21 protein-coding genes and 1 other RNA gene are annotated in these 25,467 nt (G+C 33.7%); 9 read left to right on the top strand and 13 right to left on the bottom strand.

Annotated elements, in window-relative coordinates; genetic code table 11:
- Positions 1-46: 46 nt before the first annotated feature.
- From Q0893_RS08015 to Q0893_RS07995, 5 genes are read right to left on the bottom strand one after another with little or no spacing between them, the layout of a single operon-like run.
- Complete coding sequence (locus tag Q0893_RS08015) at positions 47-667, bottom strand: CatA-like O-acetyltransferase (protein ID WP_298901562.1); 621 nt, start codon at positions 665-667, stop codon at positions 47-49.
- Entirely contained in the window at positions 667-1,371 is a 705-nt protein-coding gene (locus tag Q0893_RS08010) for an HAD family hydrolase (RefSeq protein WP_299274202.1), read from the bottom strand. Before Q0893_RS08010 ends, Q0893_RS08015 begins: the two co-directional genes overlap by 1 nt.
- 1 nt (position 1,372) lies before the next feature.
- The gene (gene kdsB / locus Q0893_RS08005) at positions 1,373-2,101 is read right to left on the bottom strand and encodes a 3-deoxy-manno-octulosonate cytidylyltransferase (RefSeq protein WP_299274199.1); all 729 of its coding nucleotides are present in this window, start codon (positions 2,099-2,101) and stop codon (positions 1,373-1,375) included.
- Between the two features lie 36 nt (positions 2,102-2,137).
- Positions 2,138-2,713 carry a DUF4126 domain-containing protein gene (locus tag Q0893_RS08000; protein WP_299274196.1) on the bottom strand — a complete coding sequence of 192 codons (576 nt, stop codon included), beginning with the start codon at positions 2,711-2,713 and terminating at the stop codon, positions 2,138-2,140.
- A gap of 11 nt (positions 2,714-2,724) precedes the next feature.
- Positions 2,725-4,152: an AAA family ATPase gene (locus Q0893_RS07995; RefSeq protein ID WP_298901558.1), complete on the bottom strand. Its 1,428-nt coding sequence runs from the start codon at positions 4,150-4,152 to the stop codon at positions 2,725-2,727.
- Positions 4,153-4,355: 203 nt separating this feature from the next.
- On the opposite strand from Q0893_RS07995, the gene Q0893_RS07990 reads away from it, so the two are divergent.
- From Q0893_RS07990 to Q0893_RS07975, 4 genes are all read left to right on the top strand, one after another.
- The gene (locus Q0893_RS07990; protein WP_299274192.1) at positions 4,356-5,093 is read left to right on the top strand and encodes a hypothetical protein; all 738 of its coding nucleotides are present in this window, start codon (positions 4,356-4,358) and stop codon (positions 5,091-5,093) included.
- Position 5,094: 1 nt separating this feature from the next.
- A complete protein-coding gene (locus Q0893_RS07985; RefSeq protein ID WP_298901556.1) occupies positions 5,095-5,904 on the top strand; it encodes a DUF3822 family protein in 810 nt (269 codons plus the stop codon).
- Positions 5,904-6,437, top strand: a complete 534-nt coding sequence (locus tag Q0893_RS07980) for an RsmD family RNA methyltransferase (protein ID WP_298901555.1) — start codon at positions 5,904-5,906, stop codon at positions 6,435-6,437. Before Q0893_RS07985 ends, Q0893_RS07980 begins: the two co-directional genes overlap by 1 nt.
- A gap of 230 nt (positions 6,438-6,667) precedes the next feature.
- Positions 6,668-7,429 carry a hypothetical protein gene (locus tag Q0893_RS07975; protein WP_298901553.1) on the top strand — a complete coding sequence of 254 codons (762 nt, stop codon included), beginning with the start codon at positions 6,668-6,670 and terminating at the stop codon, positions 7,427-7,429.
- Between the two features lie 125 nt (positions 7,430-7,554).
- Here Q0893_RS07975 and Q0893_RS07970 read toward each other — a convergent pair whose 3' ends face one another.
- From Q0893_RS07970 to rnpB, 4 genes are all read right to left on the bottom strand, one after another.
- Complete coding sequence (locus tag Q0893_RS07970; RefSeq protein ID WP_299274187.1) at positions 7,555-9,132, bottom strand: T9SS type A sorting domain-containing protein; 1,578 nt, start codon at positions 9,130-9,132, stop codon at positions 7,555-7,557.
- A 113-nt stretch (positions 9,133-9,245) separates the two neighbouring features.
- Complete coding sequence (locus Q0893_RS07965; RefSeq protein ID WP_298901548.1) at positions 9,246-10,259, bottom strand: T9SS type A sorting domain-containing protein; 1,014 nt, start codon at positions 10,257-10,259, stop codon at positions 9,246-9,248.
- Between the two features lie 86 nt (positions 10,260-10,345).
- Positions 10,346-11,974, bottom strand: a complete 1,629-nt coding sequence (locus Q0893_RS07960; protein ID WP_299274183.1) for a tetratricopeptide repeat protein — start codon at positions 11,972-11,974, stop codon at positions 10,346-10,348.
- A gap of 78 nt (positions 11,975-12,052) precedes the next feature.
- Positions 12,053-12,397, bottom strand: an RNA gene (gene rnpB, locus Q0893_RS07955) — RNase P RNA component class A.
- Between the two features lie 102 nt (positions 12,398-12,499).
- Between rnpB and Q0893_RS07950 the strand changes: the two genes are divergently transcribed.
- From Q0893_RS07950 to Q0893_RS07940, 3 genes are read left to right on the top strand one after another with little or no spacing between them, the layout of a single operon-like run.
- Positions 12,500-14,224 (top strand): DNA polymerase III subunit gamma/tau, encoded by a 1,725-nt coding sequence (locus tag Q0893_RS07950; protein ID WP_299274180.1) that lies wholly within the window; start codon positions 12,500-12,502, stop codon positions 14,222-14,224.
- 10 nt (positions 14,225-14,234) lie between these two features.
- Positions 14,235-14,798, top strand: a complete 564-nt coding sequence (locus Q0893_RS07945) for a hypothetical protein (protein WP_299274177.1) — start codon at positions 14,235-14,237, stop codon at positions 14,796-14,798.
- A 2-nt stretch (positions 14,799-14,800) separates the two neighbouring features.
- Positions 14,801-15,382, top strand: a complete 582-nt coding sequence (locus Q0893_RS07940) for a tRNA-(ms[2]io[6]A)-hydroxylase (protein WP_298901543.1) — start codon at positions 14,801-14,803, stop codon at positions 15,380-15,382.
- A gap of 114 nt (positions 15,383-15,496) precedes the next feature.
- Here the strand turns inward: Q0893_RS07940 and Q0893_RS07935 are convergent, their stop codons facing one another.
- The 4 genes from Q0893_RS07935 to Q0893_RS07920 all read right to left on the bottom strand — a co-directional run bounded on the left by Q0893_RS07935 (position 15,497) and on the right by Q0893_RS07920 (position 19,638).
- Complete coding sequence (locus Q0893_RS07935) at positions 15,497-16,036, bottom strand: porin family protein (RefSeq protein WP_299274173.1); 540 nt, start codon at positions 16,034-16,036, stop codon at positions 15,497-15,499.
- A gap of 156 nt (positions 16,037-16,192) precedes the next feature.
- Positions 16,193-17,098, bottom strand: coding sequence for a rod shape-determining protein (locus tag Q0893_RS07930; RefSeq protein ID WP_299274170.1), 906 nt, complete (start codon positions 17,096-17,098; stop codon positions 16,193-16,195).
- Positions 17,099-17,101: 3 nt separating this feature from the next.
- Positions 17,102-19,153 carry a polyphosphate kinase 1 gene (gene ppk1, locus Q0893_RS07925; RefSeq protein WP_299274167.1) on the bottom strand — a complete coding sequence of 684 codons (2,052 nt, stop codon included), beginning with the start codon at positions 19,151-19,153 and terminating at the stop codon, positions 17,102-17,104.
- The gene (locus tag Q0893_RS07920) at positions 19,153-19,638 is read right to left on the bottom strand and encodes a histidine phosphatase family protein (RefSeq protein WP_299274164.1); all 486 of its coding nucleotides are present in this window, start codon (positions 19,636-19,638) and stop codon (positions 19,153-19,155) included. Before Q0893_RS07920 ends, ppk1 begins: the two co-directional genes overlap by 1 nt.
- A 318-nt stretch (positions 19,639-19,956) precedes the next feature.
- On the opposite strand from Q0893_RS07920, the gene Q0893_RS07915 reads away from it, so the two are divergent.
- Positions 19,957-20,409, top strand: a complete 453-nt coding sequence (locus Q0893_RS07915) for a hypothetical protein (RefSeq protein ID WP_298901538.1) — start codon at positions 19,957-19,959, stop codon at positions 20,407-20,409.
- Positions 20,410-20,446: 37 nt separating this feature from the next.
- Positions 20,447-25,467, top strand: a 5,021-nt coding sequence (locus Q0893_RS07910; protein WP_299274159.1) for a hypothetical protein, incomplete at its 3' end; no start/stop codon positions are given.

Below are 25,467 nucleotides of genomic sequence, written 5' to 3'. Positions count from 1 at the left end.
TATTCGTCTTCGTGTAACAAAAATAAAAACATAGTTGGATTTATCTTTACTTATTTAAATAATGTTGGAATTTTTCAGAAAATAATCCAACGTGATACCCATCAACTAGGGCATGATTTACATGTATAGACACATTCATTGTAATTTTGCCATCTTGTTGATATTCTATTTTACTAAATGCCAATTTAGGGACAGATTCCAAGGTTCCAGACACAGGTTCTTTATGTCCCGAAAAATGAACCCAAGGTAAAGCAGAACAGTGTATACAAGCCAAATCGTTACGTTCTGGAAACAATTCACTCGATTGTTCTATTCTCTTTTTCTCTGCATTTAAATTGACTAAAAATCGTTCTAAATCACGATCAAATTCAATATAAGAACATCCAAATGTCTTATTGGGTCTCATAATTGTAGCCGAAGCATTAATTTGATCATGTAGCACAATTTTATCATTTTCTATTCTAAGCTTTAATTCGTCAATATCATTTATCGCTTTCATGCAATCGTGCAAATACTTTCCGAAAAAAGATAAGGTATTCGATTTAGCAAAGCGATACGCTGTTGTCATATCAAATGGAATCACAACACCAAAATATGGATCTTTAAAAGATCTAAAATGTTCATAATGCGCCTTGCGTTTCCAAGTATCTAGATCTATTACTTTCATTAATCTAAAATCGATTTTAAATCTGACAAACTAGATATTGTTCTATATTTTTTTTGCTCCGTTTCTTCTGTATTTACTTGCTCATGCAACCATGTTGTGTGAAAAGGCACATGTATTGCTTTAGCATTTATATTCACCAAGGGTAAAATATCAGATTTTAACGAATTACCTACCATTAAAAATTCACTAGGCTCTATATCTAAATGTTCAAGCAATTTCGCATAATTACTTTCTTGCTTATCACTTAAAACCTCTATGTGGTGAAAATAGGATGTTAAATTAGATTTTTCAAGTTTACGTTCTTGATCTAACAAATCACCTTTAGTTATTAAAATTAACCTATAGTTTTCAGAAAGAACATTTAAGGTATCCTCAACCCCATCCAATAATTCTACAGGTTTATTAAGCATGGATTTACCAATATCTAAAATTTTAGAAATGGTGGCATTAGACACCATATTATTAGAAAGTTCAATAGCCATTTCTACCATAGACAATACAAAACCTTTAACTCCATATCCATACAATGGAAGATTATCCATTTCCTTTTTAAACAATTCTTGATCTATTTTATTTGCTGTTTCATAAGGCGCCATTAACTTAGCAAATTCTAGTTCTGCATCACGAAAATAAGTTTCATTAACCCAAAGCGTGTCGTCTGCATCAAACCCGATGACTTTTATATGTTTGTAGTTTGTATCCAATCTATTTCCAGAGTTTTTTAGCACGTTCTAAGTCTTCTGGCGTATCAATTTCAACACCTTCAACTGTTGTTTCAATCATTTTTATACGTTTTCCATACTCTAGGTATCTAATACATTCTATTTTTTCTGTGGCCTCAATAAACTGCATTGGTAATTTGTAAAAGTCTAATAAAGCTTCTTTTCGGAAGGCATAAATACCTTTATGTTTGAAATAGCGAGCTCCTGCATCCTTATCTCTTGGGAACGGAATAGGGCTTCTCGAAAAATATAAGGCAAAATTATTTTGGTCAACAATAACCTTTACTGTATTTGGATTATTAATTTCATCCCAATCATGAATTTCAACCATAAGGGATGCCAAATCAATATCTTTTTTCTCATCATCCTTAAACACCTCAAGAACCTTTTCTAAACTTGTACGCTCTGTAAAGGGTTCATCTCCTTGGACGTTTACAACAATATCAACATCTAAATGTTCTACGGCTTCTGCAATACGATCGCTACCAGACTCATGTTCTTTCTGGCTCATTATGGCTTTGCCTCCATTCGAAACAATTTCATTGTAAATGGTGTCACTATCGGTAACAACATAAACATCATCAAACAAATTCGTGGCTACAGTCGCTTCGTATGTTCTTAAAATAACAGTCTTCCCTGCTAAATTCTGCATGAGTTTTCCTGGGAATCGAGATGCACTATATCGTGCAGGTATCATTGATATTATCTTCATTAAACTGATATAGATTGAATATCAAAAATAAAACTTTTATGTGGTTTTGCTCTTACTTCTTTTAATCTTTTTATAAACTCTAAAAATGAGATATAAAATAGCAACAACAAAAATAAATGCCAGTACAGGAATAAATAGAGATAAGACAGACATAACTATGGATGTGCCTGTTTCAACAGTTGATACTATAGGATTAGCTACTCCTCCCGTTGTTGCAGTTGATGTTAATCTTGTTACTCCAGAGCTCCCGGCGACTGCTGCTGCGGTTCCACCTCCTGCTATAATTGCAAGTGCCCAGGTGATTACTGGGCCGAGATCTGCAATAGTAGATACCATTACGGCTGTTCCAGCAATCGTAGCTAAAGGTATGGCTATAGTATCAAGTAAATTATCAATGTAAGGAATATAGTATCCAAAAATTTCTACTAAAGTAGCAACACCTAAGGTCACAACAGCAGTTAAACTGCCTATCCATTGCCACGAATCATTAAGTTCCCAAAGATTAAAATAAGTTGCCAAACTTAGAGCAAATAATGGCACAAACACTCTAAAACCTACAGATGCCGATAATCCAATACCTAAAAAAATACTAATAATTGTTTCGGTTGTCATATTAATAACACTTAAATTTCTTCAAAAAGATCATCTTTAAAACCAATAAGATACAATTTTTCCTTAGCTCTAGTTACAGCAGTATATAACCATCTCATATAGTCTCTATCGATACCATTTGGCAGGTAAGGCTGTTCTACAAAAATGGTATTCCATTGTCCTCCTTGAGATTTATGACATGTTATTGCATAGGAGAATTTAACCTGGAGCGCATTGAAATGCTTATTCCCTTTAATTTTTAAAAACTTTTTATAATTAGACGTTTCATCTTCATAGTCCTTTTGAACCTCTAGATACAGTCTATTACTATCTTCATAAGTAAGAGATGGTGTTTCGGCCTCAATAGTGTCTAATAAAAGAACGGTTTCAAATGGTCGCATTTTGGGATAATCTACCATTTGTACTTTAACCTCTGCAAAACGAAAATCATAGAGTGTGGTAATAGAGAAGATTTCTAAAACTTGAATGATATCCCCATTAGCAATAAATCCAGCCTCGGTTGTAGGCTTAACCCAGAAGTAATTGTTCTTTACCACCATTAAAAAATCACCAACAGTTAGTTCGTTTTCATTAAAAAGAATTCTGTGTCGTATTTGTTGATTATAAAGATTTGCACGTTTATTACTTCTAACAATGATTGCAGTGTCTTCATGTCCATGCTCACTATAAGAATCATTAATGGCGTCCATAATCTCATGTCCATCTACAAGCCTAACAATATCTTTAAACCCATTAAGGTTAAACTTAAATGACTCAAAAAAGTCATTTTCTATAACCTCTCTAATTCGAGTAGCATTACTCAAAATGCCCGAATCTTGATTTTGCCTAACCACTTCGTCAAGTTCAATAGCTGTTACTCTTTTGTTATAATTTAGATCAAGTTTATCTTGGTTTAGCGCTGGAGACAAATCGGCTTTCACAGGAGGTAGTTGGGCTTTGTCTCCAATTAAAAGGAGTTTACATTTATGCCCAGAATAAACATATTGTATCAAATCATCCAATAATGACGTGCTTTCAAAGTTTTTAGAGTCTGAAGGTGTATCAGGAATCATAGACGCCTCATCGACAATAAAAATGGTGTTGCGATGTTTATTAGGTTGCATCACAAATTTCACTCCTCCTCCTCTATTTTTCTTAGGAAAGTATATTTTCTTATGAATAGTAAAGGCCTCTTTGTTAGAATAATTAGAGATTACTTTGGCTGCTCGGCCTGTTGGCGCCATTAGCACAGCACTTTTCTTTGTTTCCCATATATTGGAAACCAAGGTGCCAATAATACTTGTTTTCCCTGTTCCTGCAAATCCCTTTAAAAGATATAAGGCGTTAGGAGTGTCGTCATAAATAAATTGCGATAGTTGCTCTAATGCTATTGTTTGCTTTAAGGTTGGAGCAAATGGAAACTTCTTAATGAGTAATTTATAAAATTCTGATGCCGTCATCTATGTAATTGAAATCCAAATAAAAACGCAAGATATGATTTAATACATTATAATTTTATGGGGTGACATGGCAAAATTTGTTATATAATTTGAAAGTTATTTTATATCTTTCACCATTGATTGATTTTTCTCTACAATATTTTAACGAATAAAAAAAAATTGTAGATTTGCGTAACTCCTTAAAAATATAAAAAAAACTAACTATGTTAAAAGTAATTCTTGTAGTTGTAGCCCTAATTTTGCTTACAATTGGTATCGTTTGGCTAATTGATAGATTTGTACCTAAAAAATTAAAACCTGTATTGAATATAGTTTTGTGGGCTTTAATCTTCTTTTTGGGCTACCTTACTTTCGATTCTGTTTATGGCGAAATTAAATTTAATAAGCTGAAAGAAGAACGATACAAAACGGTAATCTCAAAATTAATAGATATTAGAGATGCCGAATTAGCGCATAGAACTGTAACTAAAAAGTTTACGGGTAATTTTGATGATTTAATTAAGTTTATTGATACTGCCAAATTTATAATTACTCAAAGACGTGACTCAACGGTTATTGACGAGGAACTAACTGCTCGTTTTGGAGGTGTTGAAACCACAAAGGATATTGTTATCATTGACACATTAGACTTTGTTTCTGTTAGAGATTCTCTTTTTGGTGATGATCCACGTTATAAAACAATGATGAACCTTCCTGAAGGTATTGGACCTGCAGGCTCTATGTTCACTTTAAATGCAGGTAAATTAGAAGATACTGGAATCGCAGTATTTGAAGCGTCTGTTGATAAAGATATTATTCTACACGATCAGAATAAAAATTTAGTTGCTAAAGAAAAAGAAGTGATGTCTGTAGATGGTGTGAATGGACCAAAATTACAAGTTGGTTCTATGATAGAAGATGTTACCAAAGGTAACTGGCCTAAAAACTTAAGTAAAGACTAAATTGAAACAAATTAGTATAAAAGCACTGTCCATTCAAATTCGTTTGAGTGGACTTTCTTTTTGTATTTTAAATCGTACGACAAATACCATTGAGTTATTACAACACGTGCATTTAGAAAAGAAAGCAACTCCATTTGAGTTACTTAATGACTTAAAAGTTATTCTTGCATCAAATTCAGACTTTGAGCAAACGTTTGACACCATAACTTGTATTTATCAAAATGAATTGTCTTGTCTGGTTCCTGACGCATTATTTGACGAACAAAATTTGGCCGATTATTTAAAGTTTAATGCAAAAATATTAAAGACAGATTTTATCAGTTTTGACACCTTACCCACAAATAAAAGTGTTAATATCTATGTGCCGTTAATTAATATTAACAACTACATTTTCGACACCTTTGGAAGTTTTGTTTATAAGCATTCATCTACGATACTTATTGAAACCTTGTTACAAACAAATTTCAAAAATGAAGAAGAAAAACTATATATCAATGTCAATACATCGACATTCGAAATAATTGGTATCAATAACGGAAAACTCATTTTCTATAATTCCTTTGAGTATAATACGAAAGAAGATTTTATCTATTATGTTTTATTCACTGTTGAGCAACTTAAACTTAACCCTGAAACAATTCATACGGTTCTAACGGGTCAAATAGAAGAAAAAAGTGAACTATACGCTATACTCTATACCTATATAAGACATGTGGCATTTGAAAAGCCTATAGCTTACTTTAAGTTTGATGATGGTATAAAAACCACATCGAGTCATAGTGATTTTATAATCCTAAATAGCTTTAATTAATGCGCATTATCTCTGGTCAATATAAAGGACGTCGTATAACCGCTCCAAAGAAATTACCTGTTAGGCCTACTACAGACATGGCCAAAGAATCTTTATTTAATATTCTAAATAATAATTTTTACTTTGACGAGATCTCTGTATTGGATTTATTTGCCGGCACAGGGAATATAAGTTACGAATTTGCATCTCGTGGTACGAAGTACATTACTGCTGTGGATGGGCACTACCCTTGTATCAAATTTATTAATGAAACGGCTCAAGCATTTGAAATGCAGATTTCGACTATAAAAAGTGATGTTTTCAAATTTTTAGAAAAAACGAAGCAACAACATACCGTTATTTTTGCAGACCCTCCGTATGATTTTCCTTTAGAAGAATTTGCAAAAATTCCTGCTTTAGTTTTTCAAAATGAGTTATTAGAAGATGATGGCTTATTAATAGTTGAGCATTCTAAGCATACCGATTTGTCAGAACTCAAACACTACGCCTACTCTAAAGGCTACGGTGGTAACATGTTTAGTTTTTTCGAGTAGATATACCTGTTTTTATTTAAGCGTATTTTCTGTCTATTATTTGTGTTTGCTCTTAACTTAATTTGTAGTATAAATCCTAATCATTTTTTTTAATTATCTTATAAGTCTTCAATTCTGAGTAAACGCTCGATTTACCTATAAAACGTCCTCTTATTTGCTTTGATTTTAGTTGTTATGGCTTTTAACTAAGGCTATTAATGCAATCAACATATTAACTTAAATCAATTATTATGAAAACTTTAAAAAGAGGGTTAATTATCCTAATTTCTGTAGTATTTGCGGCTAACATTTCTTACGCCCAAGATGCACCAACCATGTTTGTTGTTCATACAGACAACGTGAAATTTGAAAAAATACCACAGTATGAACAAGCTGCAAAAAGCCTAAAAGACAACTGCGTAAAACATGATATCAAGGGTGTAAACTGGACTACCATAAGTGTGGAAGATGGACGATATGTCTATGTATCTCCAATTGAAAACATGGCCGATTTAGATAAAAACCCAATGGCGCCACTATTTGAAAAAATGGGAGAAGAAGCTGCTGGGAAACTATTTAATGATATGGATCAATGTTATGATTCTCACAACAATTCGATTATTCATTATAACGCAGAGTTATCTTATACTCCTGAAGGTTATAGCACTGAAGGAAAAAACCATAGAGAATATCACTTCTTATACTATCCGCCAAAAAATGCCAAAGCGATGAAAGAAGCCATGGCTAAAGTCAAAGCGCTATTTGAATCTAAAGGCATCAAAAACGGTTATAGTATTTATCATAGCGGCTTTGGAAGCCCTGAAAGCTATTATATGGTATCTATTGCAGGTAAAGACGATGTTGCTATAGCTATGGGAGGCAAAGAAAATGATGAGATTTTTGGTGACGATAAAGGTGATACATTTTTTAATGTGATTAAACTTACTTCAAAATATGACCAAGTTGAAGGTGATATAAGACCAGACTTAAGCTATACACCAACTAAAGAATAATCCCATTCAGATTATGTTACTGATAAAAAACCCTTTACAGTTTGTAAAGGGTTCTTTATTTAAGTTTGTAGCACATAAAGCCTCTATATAATCTTAAAAATAAACTAATTAGCTATTACAACATACTATTGCTTAATAAGTTTAAGTGTCTTAGTAGCACTCTTGTTGTATAACCTCATAAAGTATACGCCTGCATTCAATTGATGCATATCTACGTTCTCAAAGCTGTTATATTTTGTAATCACTAGTCGACCACTAATATCTATTATCTCTAATCTTTTTAATTCATTATTAGTTGCATTGATATTCAAAATATTCTCAACTGGATTGGGATATACAGAAATAGTATTTAACTCAAAGGTGTTTGTCCCTAACGTCGCAGCACAATCTTCAGAATATACAGTACCAGCATCTTTCATCCAACTTGAATAATTCCCTAAACCATCTGTAGCTGCTACTTCATTGTCAACTTCTACACACGATAAATTAGTATTGTTATCGGCTCTAAAAGTAGTCATGATACCATTATTCCCATTCTTAACATCTAAAGAGGTTAACGCATTACTGAAAGCTAATAAGCTAACTAAATCTGGATTGTTGGATACATCAAGACTTTCAATATCATTATTCTGACATTCTATTGTAATTAATTCTGGATTACTATTAACATCCAAGTTTAATATATTATTTCCACTGCAAAAGAGTCTTTCTAATAATGGAAAATTAGTTAAATCTATGGATGAAAAGTTATTCCCAGCGACTTGATAATATATGAATACGGTTGAATTTAATAAAAGTGTAGACAGATTATTTGAATCTACAATAAGAACCTCAAGACTTGTACTATTACTTAAATCTAACGTAACTAAGTTATTGCGAGTTGCTCTAAACGTAACTAAATTGATTAAATTGTCTAGATAAATGACCTCTAGGTTATTATCATTAACCTGCAAGGTTTCTAAAACGACAAACTCGTTGATACCAATGGCATCTATAATGCCTAGGTTCTCTAGGTTAATTGAAGTTACTGTACTTATTAAACTCTTATCAACTCTATTGTCATTAGCAATGCCATTACCTAAACTGTTGGATTCTAAATACGCTTCAAAAGCATCATCTGGCACATAAGTTTCGTTTACGCCTAAAACACAATAAACAACGTTAGATCCTGCGGAGTATGTTCCTGGTAAGTTTATATTATTGTTCCAATCATCTGCGATAGTTGGGTTATCTACTTCGACGCACGTTAAATTTGTATTAGAAGAGATGTTAAGGTGATTGATATTACTATTATTTCCATTAGCAATATTTAAACTCGTAAGTGAAGGACACGCATAACTTCTTAATTCAAATAGTTGAAGGTTATTAGACAAATCTAAATTAACTAGTGGGTTATTGTAACAACGCAATCTTTGAAGGTTTAAATTCTGACTTAAATCTAAAGTCATAAGATTATTATTATTACATCTTAACTGCTCTAATGCTTCAAAATCCTGAATCCCATTAAGACTACTTATATTATTGTCTCCAACATTTAAAAAAGTTAGCGTATTTATATTGTTAGTTGGTACTTGTCCATCTCCTGGAATGTCATCATAGGCTGCTAATGCAATTTCAAAGTTTGCGTCAGGAATGACAGTATATTGGGCATTTGTCGTGTATGTAAAGACTAGTGATATTAATAGTAGGTAAAAGTGTTTCATTTGTGTAGATTTAGTGTTTTTAATTTTTTGCAAAAATAATGGCTGTATTATTTTGGCTCATAAAAGATGAGTGTCAAAAGGTGTCGCTTATGTTTGCTAATGACTTAACAGCATTATTTTCTAGTATTGACTATAAATTGTTTTTGGAAAGATTTACCATCCTTAGTTTCTATTTTAATGACATAAGTGCCTGTTGATAAGGTTGAAATATTAATATGATTAACGATTTCAACCGATTTAGATGACAGTACATTCTTACCAGAGGTATTATAAATTGCATATGTTCCATTAAAAGATTGGTTAAATTGTAAAATGGAATCAGTTGGATTAGGAAATAATTTAAAATCTATCTCATTGTCAATAACGGCAGTAGTAAGTGTTTCTTCGAGTACAGATTTTATAATAATACTATAGTGTCTAACGGCATAATATTGAAAATCATCAGCATAACGACCAGTGGTATTATCGAAACAATTATCTGCTAAAGACCACATTGTATACTCGTTAGAATTGGAAACAATAGACGAATAAATAGTCCATTGAAGACCCGATCCTACTCCAGCAGATTGTTCAAACTCAAGGTTGACTGTGTTTCCTTGAGAATTAAAAATACTAAACTCTGGTTGTGCGCATTCACCTCCAAGTGAGTTACTTATTCTAAATCCATTTATTACAAAATCACCCGGCTCTTTATTTAAACTACCTAAATGCGTAAACACAGGCTTTTGCCCAATGATGTTTTCAAAATCATTAAGTTTAGTATCATCCATAGTTTGCTCTACATTATTTAAAGTAAATACTGTATTTATACCTTTTGAAAAATTTAAATCAGCTACAAATTCGGTAGTGACATCACCTAAGTAGACTATGAAAACTTTAGTCTCAAAACCAGAATCATTTAAGCTATATACTGGCAAGCCATTAAAGTTTTGTATATCAGAAACTTGAGCAGAGCTAGCATCGCTAATCACCATAATCAGCGCTTTATCATTCCCTGTAGGTACAGTAATAGAAACTGGTGAGTCTGAGGGTACTAAACCACTTAATGCCGTATTATCTTGAGTGATTTGAGCATTGGTGCTGTATGTTAGTAAACTAAAAAGTAACAGTAAGACAGTAGGTTTCATCGATTAAAGGTTTAAAATTTCAGCTAAAATACATAGCTAAACGTTTCAAACCCACAAAAAACACGTGTCAAAACGTGTCAAAAGTTTCAATTGAGCGATTGAATAAAATCTTCTATACGTTGTGTTTTAGGAACTTGCATTTTCTTCCGAATACGACGACGCATAGATTTAACAGAATCTTCTGAAACATTACGAATCGTCATAATTTCTTTGACACTCAAATTTAAACGTAATAAAGAAGCTACTTCTCGTTCTCCTTTTGTTAACTCAGAAAAGCGTGTTTTTAAAACAGTATCGAATGCTGTATTTGTAGCATCTATGGTATGTTGTAAGTTAGATAATTTACTTTCTGTTTCAATTTGAAGCCTTAAATCATTGGCTAGTTTTGAAATGAATTCTTTAGCATCTGCTGTCTCATTATCATTTCTAATGCGATCCAATAATTCCTTTTTAAAATCTAATCGCATCGTATTATCTGCAATAAGTTGTTTAACATTAACTTCTTTATTTTTAATTTCCTGATCTAAAGACAGTGTCTCGGCTTTATGATTTATACGTGCTAATTCAATTTTATTTCTATAATTTTTTCGTACTAATAAGGTGATCGTAATGGCCACAATTAATGTTAGAATAAACAAAGCTAAATACAACCATTTTTTGGAGCGTTCATTTTCTGTAATCAATTTAGCTTCTTGCTGTTCTTTTTCAAAAGTATATTTCAGTTCTAATTCTTGAATTTGTGATACCGTTTCTATATTAAAAATAGAATCTGAATATTTTTTAAAGCGCTTATAATCTCTATAAGCTGCTCCATAATTCTCTAATTTATTCCATAATTGAGAACGCTTTTTATAGCCTTTTGCTATACGATGAATAAATTTTTCCTTCTTTGCTAATTTTATTGAGGAATCTACATATTTACCAGCCAATTTATAGGCTTTAAGTTTTTCATAAACTAAGGCGGTATCATAGTAATTTCCGCACAAAGCCAATTGCTTTCCTTTACGCTTCGAATAATCGACGTTTTTTAAACTAAGATTCAAAGCCGCATCATAGTCTTTCTGCTTTCTATAAATCGCTACTAAATTGTCATTAACCTCTTGAAGTTGTTCGTCTGCATTAAGTGTATTAAAAATGGCTTTTGCCTTGTTATAACAAATCAACGCCGAATCTAATTGTTTAGTACTACTATAAGAGACTCCAAGCATTAGAGTCGCCTGAGCCACGCCGTGGTTATTATCTAAAGCCTGATTAACTGCTATAGATTTTTTAAAATATTGAATAGACTTACGATACTCTTTTTGCGACCTGTAGACCATTGCGATGTTATGATACACATCTGCTATATTTTTATCGTCTTCGTCTACTTCAAATCGTTTTAAAGCTTGGAGGTAGCTGTCTAAAGCCTCAACATGTTTACCCAAACGTCTTTTAAGCACACCATATTGAACTAATACTAAAGCCTTTTCATGATTAGTGAATTTTGTAGGTGTTTTATTAATTAATTCATATGCATCATTAATGATATACTTTGCTTTTGTAAAATTATGATCCAATTCAAGTTCTCCCAAAGCCAACATAGCGTTTAACTTTTGAGCCTCTGAATTTGCTTCCTTTAAATTACTTTCTAAAATAACTCTAACACTATCTATTTCCTGAGATAAAACTGAAAGTGACAAGGAAAAAAACAGGATATATGATATAATACATTTCATGCTATAAAACTAATGATTATCAAAAATCAGAACAGAAAAAAACGACCGTAACTAAAGTGTCAAAACGTGTCAAAAAAGAAAAAAAGCAGATCTATAAGCCGAATTCTGTACATTTTCTTTTTTTGAGAAAATGAATTCTCAAAAAAAAAAGAAAAGCCCTTATCATTTATCTACGTTTACTGTTGCCAGCAAACTTTAGCTGCCTACCCTCCAACAATCGCACGTGCCGCACTCAAGCGTTGGTATACATGACATTGCACCTCATAGAGTTTACCTGATTTCACTACAGCTTAACCTGTACATTCTTTCTGTTGCACTTTTCCTCACCTTACGATGGATGGCTGTTAACCACTATAATTGCACTATGGTGTTCGGACTTTCCTCAGAGACAATAAATGCCACTGCGATAAGGCGATCTGCTTGGTGCAAAAATACAATTAATTGTTAATAACTCCTCCTAAATTAAAGCTACATAATTCTTAATTTTGAACTGAATTTTTAACTTTGTTCTTCTAAGTTTTTTTCATGGAACACTTTGTAGTATCTGCGCGTAAATACAGACCACAAACATTTAAGGATGTTGTTGGTCAGCAAGCTATTACAAATACTTTATTAAACGCTATTGAGAACAATCATTTGGCTCAAGCCTTGCTGTTTACAGGCCCAAGAGGTGTTGGGAAAACAACTTGCGCTCGTATTTTAGCCAAAATGATCAACAGCGATGGCTCGGAAACTGAAGATGAAGATTTTGCTTTTAACATCTTCGAGTTGGATGCGGCTTCAAATAATTCGGTAGATGATATCAGGAGCCTAACAGATCAGGTGCGTATTCCTCCTCAAGTTGGAAAGTACAAAGTTTATATTATTGATGAAGTACATATGCTTTCTCAAGCGGCATTTAATGCCTTTCTAAAAACCTTAGAGGAACCACCAAAACATTGCATATTTATTCTTGCAACTACTGAAAAGCATAAAATCATTCCAACGATTTTATCGCGTTGTCAAATTTTCGATTTTAAACGAATTACAGTAAAAGATGCTAAAGAGTATTTAAAATATATTGCTCAAGAGCAAGGTATTAATGCTGAAGATGATGCTTTACATATCATTGCTCAAAAAGCAGATGGAGCAATGCGAGACGCATTATCTATTTTTGATCGTGTTGTAAGTTTCTCTGGAAAAGAGCTAACTAGACAAGCGGTTACTGAAAACTTAAATGTACTAGATTATGAAACCTATTTCAATAGTACAGATTTGATTTTAGAGAATAAAATTCCTGAGCTTCTTATTCAATTTAACCATACCCTATCAAAAGGTTTTGACGGTCATCACTTTATTGCTGGATTAGCATCTCATTTTAGAGATTTGCTGGTTTGCCAAAATGAACAAACCATAGAATTACTTGAAGTTGGTGAAGATACCAAAGCTAAGTATCTAGAACAATCTAGAAAAGCACCCCATGACTTTCTTATAAGAGGTATAGAACTTGCTAATGATTGTGACCTCAAATACAAAAGCAGCAAAAATCAACGCCTACTTGTTGAACTTTGTTTAATGCAACTTGCCTCTATCACTTTTGATGGAGAAAAAAAAAATAGTAAACATTACATAATTCCTCCATCTTACTTTAAAGCTAAAGGCATCACTCCTATTCCTGTTGACCTTGAAAAAGCTAAAGTAAAAAGCGCGACTGCTCAAAATCAAACTGAAGAAAAGTCAAACGACAATGACACCGTAGATAAACCAATTACTGCCGATCCTCCAAAACCAGTTTTAGACTTAAAGAAAGATCAACGTACATCTGGATTGTCACTAAAAAGTATTAGGGCTAAAAAAGAGCATCAAATTAGACAAATGGAGGTTGTTATTGATGTGGATGATCTCCCAACTGAAGATTTCACCGAAGAACAGTTTCATACTGCCTGGAACAACTATATTGCTCAATTGCACAAAAAGGGAGAGAAAATCATGGCCTCGATTCTAGAAATGGGTGAACCTACCTTAAATGGTACAGATATTCAGCTCGAATTTCCAAATGATACACTTAGAGTAGAATTAGAAAGAGCTCAATACCCACTAATGGAATTTCTTCGTAAAACACTTCAGAATTTTAATTTAAAACTCGATATTAGTGTCAACGAAGAGATTTCAAAAAAGTACGCCTTTACTACTCAAGAAAAATATGAAAAGTTAAAGGAAAAAAATGCGAGTATTGAGGTGCTTCGAAAAACATTTGGCTTAGATATTTAATTCCAATATCATGAAAAAACTTGCTCTACTTATTCCGTGTTTAATCCTACTTATTCTTATGTCTTGCAACAGAAGAACAAGTAAGAAAGACAGGCTTGAAAACGCTGTTTCAGAATTCAATAAAAACTTTAATTTATTAGAATTAAAATCTTACTATCCAGAACATTATACGGAAACAAAAACAGATTCAATTATTTCGAAAACATTTCATGTAAGCATCAAGAATTATAGCGCCATGGATCGTGAAATTTTAATGCAATCAACCAAAGAAAAGTTAGACCAATCAACAAAATATCATCGCGTTTTTGAGTCTGATATTTTAGTAAAGGTTGCTGATAAAATTATATATGACAAGCACATTTCCGCAGAAAAATTTAGAGGCAATTCAAATTCTAATTTCTGGAATAATGCCACATTAGAACATATCTGGGTTAATCAAGAAGCATCAAACAGCAGTAAGTTATCATTAGGGCTTTCTTTTATAAACCCTCAGAATTCGGCCTACAAACTCTATGAAGTGCACATCGATAAAAATGGTCGAGAACGTTTAACACTTATTGAAGAACAGAGTTAATTATGCTTGGATTAAAACTTCCCACAGATCCGCGTTGGGTTAATATCGTTGAAAAAAACGTAGAAGAAATTCTTACAGATCATGCTTATTGTGAGCAAAAGGCTGCCAGTACTGCTATTTCCCTTATTGTGAGTTTTCCGGAATATACCGATTTGGTTAAAGAAATGACAGCACTCGTTAAAGAGGAAATTAGTCATTTTAAAATGGTACATGATCGTATTATTGAAAATGGCTGGGTTTTAGGTCGAGATAGAAAGGATGAGTATGTCCTACAATTACTCAAGTTTTTTCCAAAAGGCGGAAGTAGAACAACTCAATTGGTACATCGTTTATTATATGCTGCACTTATTGAAGCTAGAAGTTGCGAACGCTTTAGACTCCTTTCTGAAGAATTAGAAGACAAAGAGCTTGCCGAGTTTTATAGAAAACTTATGGTAAGTGAAGCCAATCATTACACCATGTTCTTAAGTTTTGCCAGACAATATGGAGATCGCAAAGAGGTTGATGAGAAATGGCAGCAATTACTTGAATTTGAAGCCAATATCATGAAAGATTTAGGCAAGAGCGAAACCATTCATGGCTAAATTTTGTAAAAAACAAAGTGATTAAGCTCCAGTAGCACCATAGCCTTATATTAAAATAATCCATAAAAAAAGACCTCAGTTAAACTGAAGCCTTTTTTTATATCTTATAGAGTCTTAGATTCTTATACCAAATCCAAACTGAAATGTTGTGTTTTGAGCTTCAAGACCGTTTGAAACATCTTCATCTAAGATATTACTTAATCCGTAATGTACTCGAGCATCTACAAATAACTCATCGTTAATCATATACTCAATACCTCCTACTCCTGAAAATGTAAATGTTGAAAAGGCATCCTGGTTTTTCCAAGTTTTTAAGCTCACCATTGGTCCAACACCAATTGCAAACTTATCACCTAGTGAAAAACGTGCCATAATTGGCATTTGAATATAATCGGCTCTAATGTCGTCTGCTTTCCCGCCTTCTGCTGAATACTGAAGTTCAATTTGAGCAGAAAAGGTTTCAGTAATTCCAAAATCTACAAATCCGCCAAAGGCAAATCCGTTTCTATGCTGATTTACAAAATTAGGGTCGGGATCAAAATCTAAATTTGAAATATTAACACCTGCTCTAACTCCATAACTAACTTCTTGTGAAAAAGACAGTGTTGTAATGGATATGAACATTAAAGTAAGTAGTATTGATTTTAATTGCATAACTATTCTTATTTAGGGTTTTCTTTATCGTAAGATTTGCGTCAAAATTGTGCTAATATCTAGCAAAGATTTGAGTTGGCTAATATATAATGAAAATTAACAATACAAAATAAATATTGGGTATTCGGTTCAAAAATACGCCAAACGAACTTAAAATTAGACGTTTATACTAGAAACCGTATTATAATACACACTCTTTATAATGCCATCAGATAACCCGATTTTTGGAACGTATATATCTTTGGAGCCACTCCATTTCATGGCAGATAAATATATTTTAGTAGCCGGAATAATAACATCGGCTCTGTCTTGATTAAGGCCCAATTCTGTAATTCTTTCTTCATAAGAATACGTTTGAAGGCGATGATAATATGACGTTAAGTAAAAATAGGTTAATGGTTTACCCAAAGCCTTTCCTGAGATTTTAAAAATTTTATTGATATTTCCTCCAGAACCAATTAAATCTACCTTATCATATGATTCGGTGTTCTTTTTTATCCAATGCTCTAAATCTAACCAAGTTTCATTTTTAACGATATCTTTTAACAACCTTACTGTTCCTATTTTAAAGGATTTTGAAGCCACTATGTTTCCCAAATGAAATACTGAAAATTCTGTACTTCCTCCACCTACATCTACATACAAATACGTTTTATCTTCCTTTATGTATGAATGCAAATCTGTAGCTGCAATAATAGCTGCTTCTTCTTCTCCATCAATAATATCAATGTGGATTTTAGCCTTTTTAGAAATAATCTTTGCAATTTCTTTTCCGTTATTGGCTTCGCGCATAGCAGACGTTGCACAAGCCTTATATGTTACAACTTTATGCGATTTCATCAACAAATTAAACGCCGTCATTGTATCCAGCATGCGTTTTTTGTTTTCTTCGGAAATTTCACCATTTAAAAACACATCAGACCCAAGACGAATTGGTACACGCACCAATGAGCTCTTTTTAAACTGAACAGGCCTTCCTTCTTGTTCAATAATATTCGAAATTAAAAGTCTTACAGCGTTAGAACCAATATCTATTGCTGCATATTTCTTGATGGATAACATAGACTAAGATTTCAGTTTGTTTTCAAAATAATCATACAATGCAAATTGCGCTCTTACTTTTGGTTTACTGTTTTTACGGTATTCATTACTTTGTGTTTCATTAATTGCTCTGGCCTTAACATTATCATTCCAGCAAATATCAAAAACATCAAGAAGCTCTTGTTTAATGTCATTTTGATAGATTGGACAGCTCACTTCTACTCTATTTTCAATATTTCGTGTCATCCAATCTGCCGAAGAAATATAAATCTTAGCATCTCCATCATTACAAAACATATAGAGCCTTGTATGTTCTAAAAATTTATCAATGATACTTATCACTTCGATATTTTCACTCATTCCTTTTATTCCAGGAATCAGGCAGCATATACCTCTAACTATCATTTGAACTTTCACACCAGCTCTACTCGCTTCATAGAGTTTATCTATCATCTTATAGCTCGATATACTATTAAGTTTAAGTTTAATAAAAGCAGGTTTACCGTTTTTTACATTTTCAATTTCGGTGTCTATTAATGCAAACAATTTTGACTTTGTATAATGAGGAGACGTAATAATGTGCTTATACCTGTATATTCGATAATTCGTTTGAAAAAAGTTGAAAACTTTATTTACATCTTTTAGGACTTTTTGATTGGCCGTAAAAAGAGTAAAATCTGTATATATTTTTGCGGTGGACTCATTAAAATTACCTGTACTTATAAAGCCATAACGCCTTACGCCTTTACCTTCTTCGCGCTCTATAACGCAAATTTTACTATGCACTTTTAAGCCAGAAACGCCAAACAAAAGATTAACACCTTCGTCCTGCATTTGCTCGGCATAATCGATATTTGCTTGCTCATCAAATCGTGCCCTCAACTCAATAACAACCGTTACTTTTTTTCCGTTTTTAGCGGCATTTATTAATGAACTTGCTATATGCGAAATTTGAGCAAGTCTATATATCGTAATCTTAATTGTTCTTACCTGAGGATCTAATGCAGCTTCTCGCAAAAACTTAACAACATAAGAAAACGTTTGATATGGCGTGTGCAACAAATAGTCTTTTTTGGCAATCGTATTAAAGATACTATGTTGCAGACTTAAACCATTGATTTCCAGTGGTTTAATTTTATTATACAATAAATCCGTTCGCCCAAGGCTAGGAAAGCCCATATAATCGCGTCTGTTATGATAACGTCCACCTGGAATTACACTATCTTTTGAGTCAATCCCCATTTTGGTCATTAAATATTCTAAGGTCTCTTCGTCTATGGTTTTGTCATAAACAAAACGTACGGGATCACCAATTTGTCTATCCTTTACACTCGCCGATATTTTTTCAATAAAACTTTTACTCAAATCACTATCAAAATCTAATTCTCCATCACGTGTGATTTTAATCATATTAGCGGTAATATTGGTATAGCTAAATATATTGAAAATATCATCTAAGCAATATCTTAGTAAGTCATCAAGAATCATGAGGTAACATTTTCCATTTTTCTTTGGTAATACCACAAAGCGATTCATCGATTTAGGAATTTCAATAAGAGCAAATTGCTTTTCATGGTTTGTCAATTCCATTTTTACCGCTAAATACGCAGCACTATCTTTCAAATGAGGAAGATCAACAGTATCACTAAGAACAATATTTACTAGAGCCGGACTAATTTGCTGAATGAAATAATTCTTTATAAACGAATGTTGCTCATCATCAACTTGAGTCTCATCAATGATATAAATTCCTTCATTTTCTAGTTCTAATTGAATATTATTAAGAATATCCAAACTCTTACTTTGCTGTTTTATAACAACTTGAGTAATAATCTCTAATAAATCTGCAGCTTTGATTCCTAATTCGCTTTTACCGCCTTTACCAGCTTCATCAATACGCTTTACTGTAGCATATCTCACCTTAAAAAACTCGTCTAAATTATTAGAAAAAATACCTAAAAAACGAAAGCGCTCAATCAAAGGAACACTTTCATCAGCGGCTTCTTGTAAAACACGTTCATTAAACTGAAGCCAACTTAATTCTCTATTTATGTAACTATTCTTGTCTTTTGTCATTATTTTAAATCTCTGGGTAAAATCATAAAACGCGTTTTTCCATCGCCAATTTCAGACCATGAATTTACGTTAAAATCTATAACAACTAAACCACTTGTAGGAAGGTTGTCAATATATTTATCACCAAATATATTGCAAATTGATGTGAATGCATGATTATGTCCAAAAATCATAACCTTTTGATTTTCTTCGCTAATATTTTTTATAAAATCTATAACGTTCTCGCCTCCAAAATCATAAATTTCTTTACTGATTGTTAGAAGATTAGTGTCTAATTTTAAATTTTCCATTACTATTTCACAGGTAAGTAAAGCCCGTTTTGCAGAACTAGAATAAATCGCATCTGGAACTAGTGATTTAGCTTTAAATGCTTTCGAAACTAAGTTAGCATCCTTAATTCCTCGCTTTTTTAATGGCCTTTCATGGTCATTAACGTCATATTCCCATGACGATTTTGCATGTCTTATTAATATAATTGTTTTCATAGATATTCGATTAAATGCAAATTTTATCGATAAAATGTTGCATATTTCCGTTTTAACGAGTATTTTGCCCTCTTAACATTTAAATTTGTCAAACGAACTAGTAATCAGTTCATTTGTTTAGTTAAATTAATGTTTTAATGACCCCAAATCAAAAATATATTAATATATCCATTTACCAAACATTGGTTACCAATGTTCTTCCCTCATTTTTCCATAGAAGTTTAATTAGAAAATTGTTTTCTAATCATCCCTTTTATGAAAAATAATTTTATTAAACATCGCTAAGCGAAATATAATACGTTGTTAATTAATTTAAACATGAAAAAGATTGTAATTACAGTTTTACTTGTATGTTTTGGCTATCAATCATTTTTTGGCCAAGAACAGCTAAGTTTATCTTTAAAAAAGGATACGGATAAAACCGTAAACGAAACCGAACATTTTTATTTGATGGAAATCACTAATTCATCTAAAAGCAATATACAGTTTAGTATTTCAACTGAAAATGTAGCGTGCAAAGATATTAGTGCTCAAAATCAAGTGCTTTTAAAACAGAGCGCATTAAACAAACAAAAAAGTAACGTTAACAGCGCAATGAGTATTGAAGCTGGTGCAACTTTGGAGTTTTATGTAAAAATATCTAGACCTCAAGACACAAAACTTAACACCTGGAATTGCTCTCAAGTAAAAGCTATTTCTAATACAGGAAAGCCATTGAGCAACCCTATAATAATAAAATCATTAATTCCAGATCCCAAAAGTTTTAATTAGTCTGTACTAATTAATCCATAAATTTAAACTAGGGCTTATGAAAAATGCTATTAATCATAACAAAATAAAAAACATACTTAGCTTGATTATGTTTGTTTCTGGAATCTATGCGTCTGCACAGGTTTTGGATCCTTTCACTCCTCGTTTCAATGAAACGGTAAAAGGAGATGTCACCATGATTGCTAACAATATGTTATCGAGAACAGCTACTACTAATTACAACGGTACCGATGGTAACCACGATTTTACAAATAATGTATATGTGGATATTGATAATGACGTTACTACATTTAACTCTAGTAGTGCGAATTTCGCTAATCCAGAGCCTCAGCTTTTTTGCTTATCTGTTTTAAAAGCCTATTTATATTGGGCAGCAGCAGATAGAGAGCCTGGGACAGATGCAAATTCTGAAAATCAACCAAATTGGAATTACAATGACATAAAACTTATGTTACCTGGTCAGTCGGCATATGCAACTTTAACGGCAGACGACATAATTTTTAGAGGTAGAAATACTCATATTTATAACGATCCATATATATGTGTAAAAGATATTACTGACCTTGTTTCGAATTTAGATGATCCTTATGGAACCTATCAGGTTGCCAATGTTGAGGCTAAAACAGGTAGTGTAATAGGTCACGACGGAGGTACTATTGGTACGTCTGGTGGATGGCAAATTGTATTTGTATATGAAAGTCCGAAATTACCATCCAAAAATATTGGTCTATTTGATGGATATGCCAATGTATCTTCTGCAACAAATAATTTTGATATCACTTTTGGTGGATTTCAAACAGTACCTACTGGAGATGTTAATGCAAATGTTGTCATTGGATCTTTAGAAGGCGATCAAGATTTAAGTGGCGACCAATTACAAATAAGAACGCCTTTAAATACATTTGTGCCAATTTCAGCACCTCAAAGATTAAGTAACAATTTTTTCAATAGTAGGATTACTGTTGGGAACTCGAATTTTATAGACAGAAATCCAGCGAGTCTAAATACTTTAGGTTTTGACGCTGCCGTGTTTCCTCTTAATAATCCTTCCAATAGTATAATTACAAATAACCAGACTTCTGCAACTTTAAGATTAACTTCTAATCAAGAAACTTATGGTTTATATTTAGTTGGACTCGCAGTTGACGTTTGGGCTCCAGATTTAGATCCAATTGAAATCATGATGGATTCGGGATCAAACCCAACAAATCCTGGTGAATTACTTGGATTTAACTTTTCTGTTTTTAATAAAGGAAATGATGATGCCATAAACTTAACTATTTCGGCAACATTGCCACCTCAAATAGAAAATATTATTCCAAACAATTTACCTAATGGTGTTACTTATACATTTAACCCTAATACAGGTGAACTTGTCTTTAATTTTGTAGACGGTATGGTCGATGTAGGTGATGCACCTCTGGACCTAGATTTTGATCTTCAAATACAAGATGCTTGCTATTTTCTAGAAGATAACTGTGATTTGTCATTTGATTTGCAATTTACAGCAAACTATAATGGTGTTCAAAATCCAAATAATCAATCGACAATTAGTTCTTCTGATTTAAACGATTGTAATATAGGTAATAAACTTCCCGTAACGATTAATATAATTCAACCTACAGTTAACTGGGCAACAGCTCCTGCTGAATTGGATAGAACTATTGATTGTTCAGATACTAATGCATTAAACGCAGCGCAAAGTCTAGCTCCTGAAACAGATCAATGCGATTTTACACTTAGTAAAACTACTGGTGCTTTTGTTGTAGACCCAAATTGTGCTAGCAATGGTTCATATACGAATACTTGGACTTTTACAGATGAATGTGGTGCTACACTAGAATACGAACAAACTATTTTTGTGGTTGACAATACGCCACCAACATTAACGATACCTGATGATGCAACTGTAGAATGTGGAGGAAGCACTGATCCTGCTGCTACTGGTAATGCTACAGCGACCGATAACTGCGGAAATGTAACAGTTACGTTTGCCGATACGTCTGTTGATGCTTGTGGTAATACAGAGACAATAACGAGAACTTGGACTGCTACTGACGACTGTGGTAATTCCATTTCTGATACGCAAACAATTTCGGTAGTGGATACTACTGCACCAACATTAACGATTCCTCAAAACAAAATAGTAGAATGTACTGAAAGTACTGATACTGCTAATACTGGTAGCGCTACAGCTACAGATACTTGTGGAGATGTAACAGTTACTTTTGCTGATACCGCTGTTGATGCTTGTGGAAACACACAAACCATTACGAGAACTTGGACAGCTACTGACGACTGTGGTAATGCTGTGTCTGATACACAAACGATTTCAGTAGTAGATACTACTGCGCCAACATTAACTGTTCCTTCAGATGTTACGGTTGAATGTGGAGAAAGTATAGATCCTGCTGACACTGGTAATGCTACAGCTACAGATTCTTGTGGTAATGTAACAGTTACTTTTGCTGATACTGCTGTTGATGCTTGTGGAAACACGCAAACCATTACGAGAACTTGGACAGCTACTGACGACTGTGGTAATGCTGTGTCTGATACTCAAACGATTTCAGTGGTAGATACTACTGCGCCAACATTAACATTACCTGCTGATGCTACAGTGGAATGTACGGAAAGTACTGATCCTGCTGCTACTGGTAATGCTACAGCGACCGATAACTGCGGAAATGTAACAGTTACTTTTGCTGATACTGCTGTTGACGCTTGTGGAAACACGCAAACAATTACAAGAACTTGGACTGCTACTGACGACTGTGGTAATGCTGTGTCTGATACTCAAACTATTTCGGTAATAGATACTACTGCGCCAACATTAACATTGCCTGCCGATGCTACTGTGGAATGTACTGAAAGTACTGATCCTACTGATACTGGTAATGCTACAGCTACAGATTCTTGCGGTAATGTAACAGTGACTTTTGCTGATACTGCTGTTGATGCTTGTGGAAACACACAAACAATTACGAGAACTTGGACAGCTACTGACGACTGTGGTAATGCTGTGTCTGATACTCAAACGATTTCAGTGGTAGATACTACTGCGCCAACATTAACATTGCCTGCTGATGCTACAGTGGAATGTACGGAAAGTACTGGTCCTGCAGCTACTGGTAATGCTACAGCCACAGATTCTTGTGGTAATGTAACAGTGACTTTTGCTGATACTGCTGTTGATGCTTGTGGAAACACGCAAACAATTACAAGAACTTGGACTGCTACTGACGACTGTGGTAATGCTGTGTCTGATACACAAACGATTTCAGTGGTAGATACTACTGCGCCAACATTAACATTACCTGCTGATGCTACAGTGGAATGTACGGAAAGTACTGATCCTGCTGCTACTGGTAGTGCTACAGCTACAGATACTTGTGGAAATGTAACAGTGACTTTTGCTGATACTGCTGTTGATGCTTGTGGAAACACGCAAACCATTACAAGAACTTGGACTGCTACTGACGACTGTGGTAATGCTGTGTCTGATACACAAACGATTTCAGTGGTAGATACTACTGCGCCAACATTAACATTACCTGCCGATGCTACTGTGGAATGTACTGAAAGTACTGATCCTACTGATACTGGTAATGCTACAGCTACAGATTCTTGTGGTAATGTAACAGTGACTTTTGCTGATACTACTGTTGATGCTTGTGGAAACACGCAAACCATTACAAGAACTTGGACAGCTACTGACGACTGTGGTAATGCTGTGTCTGACACACAAACGATTTCAGTGGTAGATACTACTGCGCCAATATTAACATTGCCTGCCGACGCTACAGTGGAATGTACGGAAAGTACTGATCCTGCCGCTACTGGTAGTGCTACAGCTACAGATTCTTGTGGTAATGTAACAGTTACTTTTGCTGATACTGCTGTTGATGCTTGTGGAAACACGCAAACAATTACAAGAACTTGGACAGCTACTGACGACTGTGGTAATGCTGTGTCTGATACTCAAACGATTTCAGTGGTAGATACTACTGCGCCAACATTAACATTACCTGCTGATGCTACAGTGGAATGTACGGAAAGTACTGATCCTGCAGCTACTGGTAATGCTACAGCTACAGACTCTTGTGGAAATGTAACAGTGACTTTTGCTGATACTGCTGTTGATGCTTGTGGAAACACGCAAACAATTACAAGAACTTGGACAGCTACTGATGACTGTGGTAATGCTGTATCTGATACTCAAACAATTTCGGTAGTAGATACTATCGCTCCAGATATAGCAGCTTGTACTATAGAAAATACAGTATTAGAATGTTCTGACACGAATAACGAAACTCTTGCAGATGCATGGAATGCAGCTAACATTGTAGCTTTAGAAGCATGTGCTACTGATGCCTGTGATGCTGACCTAACTGTGTCTTCTGATTATGACTTTAATAACTTAAATACAACTTGTGGTCCTTGTGGTACATTAAATGTTACTTACACTATTGCTGATGATTGTGGTAATACCTCAACAGTTGTTGCAACCTTAACTTTTGATGATGGAACAATTCCTGATTTATCCAATTGCTCTGTAACTGATGAATCTATTGAATGTTCTGGTGCTGACAATGAGCAGTTAGCTAACGACTGGAATGCTGGAAATATTACTGCTCTAGAAACATGTGCTGATGATCTTGGCGTTACCGTAACTTCAGATTATACTTATACTAATTTAGTATCTACATGTGGGCAGGCTGGTACAATTACTGTAATCTATACAATTACTGACGACTGTGGTAATGCTACTACATTAAGTGCAACCTTAACGATTCAAGATACTACTGCGCCAACATTAACATTACCTACTAATGCTACAGTGGAATGTACGGAAAGTACTGATCCTGCAGCTACTGGTAATGCTACAGCTACAGATAACTGTGGAAATGTAACAGTTACTTTTGTTGATACTGCTGTTGACGCTTGTGGAAACACGCAAACAATTACGAGAACTTGGACAGCTACTGACGACTGTGGTAATGCTGTGTCTGATACTCAAACGATTTCAGTGGTAGATACTACTGCGCCAACATTAAC

It is taken from the genome of uncultured Psychroserpens sp. (assembly GCF_947494225.1).
Taxonomy (GTDB): domain Bacteria; phylum Bacteroidota; class Bacteroidia; order Flavobacteriales; family Flavobacteriaceae; genus Psychroserpens.
This window is presented reverse-complemented; position numbering and strand designations above follow the sequence as displayed.